The sequence below is a fragment of the Tsukamurella conjunctivitidis genome (assembly GCF_007858475.1).
In the GTDB taxonomy this organism is placed as follows: domain Bacteria; phylum Actinomycetota; class Actinomycetes; order Mycobacteriales; family Mycobacteriaceae; genus Tsukamurella; species Tsukamurella conjunctivitidis.
The window spans coordinates 1-514 of record NZ_VIGX01000312.1 but is presented as its reverse complement, the minus strand read 5'-3'; the positions used below and the strand labels follow the sequence as shown (position 1 = coordinate 514).

Below are 514 nucleotides of genomic sequence, written 5' to 3'. Positions count from 1 at the left end.
GCTTGTCGCCTGCGGTGGCGGTTCTGCCACCAGCGGGGACTCGGGTGCATCCGGGGCCACAGGCGGCTCCGAAGTCTCCGGGTCCCTCAACATCCTGGTCTCCAGCGCGGCTGCCTCCGACGCGGCCTTCAATGCGGTCACCGACGCGTTCAAGGCGAAGTACCCGGATGTGGACGCGAAGGTCACCTCCGTCCCCAACGACTCCTACCCCGCCACGAAGTCCGCGCAGCTCTCCGCGGGATCCGTCGACATCTTCGTCGTGAAGAACTTCGTCGAGGCGCCCGACTACGCGGCGGACTCCACCTCCGATGACGTGCTCATGGCCAAGGCAGGCGGCCTGGTGGACCTCACCGACCAGCCGTTCATGAAGCACTACACGCCCTCCGTCCTGCAGGCCCAGGTGGTGGACGGCAAGCAGTACGCGGTTCCGACCGGCCTGAGCTACTCCACCGGCGTGTACTACAACAAGCAGATCTTCTCCGACAACGGTCTGGAGGCACCCACCACCTGGACC

At 66.1% G+C, this 514-nt stretch carries 1 protein-coding gene; it reads left to right on the top strand.

Going from position 1 to position 514, the window contains the following annotated elements; all coding sequences use genetic code 11:
* A partial coding sequence (locus FK530_RS25540; RefSeq protein WP_146489544.1) for an ABC transporter substrate-binding protein occupies nucleotides 1-514 on the top strand: 514 nt, incomplete at both ends.